This window comes from Sinanaerobacter chloroacetimidivorans (assembly GCF_018128545.1).
Taxonomy (GTDB): domain Bacteria; phylum Bacillota; class Clostridia; order Peptostreptococcales; family Anaerovoracaceae; genus Sinanaerobacter; species Sinanaerobacter chloroacetimidivorans.
The window spans coordinates 1-1627 of sequence record NZ_JAGSND010000051.1; the positions used below are offsets into that span (position 1 = coordinate 1).

Below are 1627 nucleotides of genomic sequence, written 5' to 3' on the forward strand. Positions count from 1 at the left end.
GGTTGATTGAAAACATAACTTCCGTTTTCTGTACAGACAAGTGATTGAAAGAGTAAGCGCAGTTTTTTTAGAAATGAATTAGCTTGATTGTCTACAAAAATCATATATAATTTAAGCAAACAGAGGCAGCATACCTTTTTAAAGCACGCTTAACAGACCGGCAGAACGATTTTGCAAGAGTAAGTTCCGCCGGCCGCAGATTCATTTTAAGATATCTGCCCCAAGTATTTTTATCTTTTTAGGAGTGTTGGTTTAAGCAGTACTTCGTCTGGAGGAATCGGCTTAAGAGAAAACGCATCCAACAGAAAAGGACCAAGAAGAAGCTGAGCCAGCTGATACGGGGTGTGACCGTTGAGGCTGGCTCTTGCCGTACTGTTGATATGGTTCATCATCATAGTAACATCCTCCTGAGTCAAATGATTAAAAGACTTTCCCTTAGGAAGGATATATCTGATGTATTCGTGATTTTTTTCTATCCGAGCCTTTTGATTAGAAGCCAGCGGATCACAGAAGAAAACCCTGGATCGGCGATTGCCACTCTTGTCAAATTCAATTTCTTCAGGAGCTTTGAATTCGGAGCCATTGTCCGTAAGAACAACGGAGAACATCTCTTGAAACACTTGTGTACTCAGGGCCTCATGAAGAGACGCAAAGGAGTTACTGACGCAGGCTTTCGTACATTCCTCCAGGAGAAAAGCCATCATAAGGGAGCATCGCCTGAAAAAAAGCGTAAGCAGAACTTTACCTCCCCGCTCACCATGGACCGTATCCATTTCCACAACAGAAGAGTCTGGATAATCCTGCATGTAAGCCAAGAAATCCTGATAAGTCCGGCCTTCCCTGCAACGTTGAGGTTTTAGAGATAATGCAGCTTTTCGCTTTCGCTTCTTGTAACGTACTTTTCTTGGCAGATCAATATTTTTAGCGGAGAAGACCTGTCTTTCAAAGTAATTGTATATTGTTCTCTCTGAGCAACTGATTTCGTCCCTATGATGCTGATAAATATGGGCAATGGATTGCCCCTTTAAAATGAGGGGAGAGATAAGCTGATCCAAATGTTCAAATTCATCAGGCGTGGTATCAATGCCCGATCTTGATTTTGATAAAGTATCCCGGTAGTTAGCATCAGCAACCTTTGCCTTGTAAAAGAAGCGGCCCCGATAGCACGACGAAACATTTCCGCAGCCGTTGCACACGTGAGGGAATCGATTCGTGATGGTGCATTCCCTCGGTTTGTAGTCAGTACAGATTCTATAGCAGTTCGTAATCTTACAGCGGTAACACAGATGGCTGCAGGCGTCTTTACATAGATGCATCTTACGACAACCCTTATAATGCTGGCATAGGACATAATCCTTTCCGACACGGGAGCGGTTTTCAATCCGATTTCTTTTGATTTCTTTCGATACCGTTGTTGGATCTTTTCCAAGTCTCCTTGCAATTTCTGTTAGTGGCATATGTTCAAAGAGGGCATTTTCGATGAACATTCTGTCTGCCAAGTTAAAATGGATTCCTTTCTTTTCTTGTTTGTCTGACATAACGTAATCTCCTGACTGTATCAGGGCAGATATCTGTTTTAGTATATCAGAGTATTGAAAGACTAACTTCCGAATAACATAAAAAAACG

The 1627-nt window shown here is 42.0% G+C and carries 1 protein-coding gene; it reads right to left on the minus strand.

Features of this window, described 5'->3' with window-relative positions; genetic code table 11:
• Positions 1–230 precede the first annotated feature (230 nt).
• The gene (locus KCX82_RS22795; protein WP_227020735.1) at positions 231–1538 is read right to left on the minus strand and encodes an IS30 family transposase; all 1308 of its coding nucleotides are present in this window, start codon (positions 1536–1538) and stop codon (positions 231–233) included.
• Between the last annotated feature and the right edge of the window lie 89 nt (positions 1539–1627).

Coding starts and splice junctions, on each gene's coding strand:
- KCX82_RS22795 (WP_227020735.1), bottom strand. CDS start 1,538: ATGTCAGACAAACAAGAAAAGAAAGGAATCCATTTTAACTTGGCAGAC.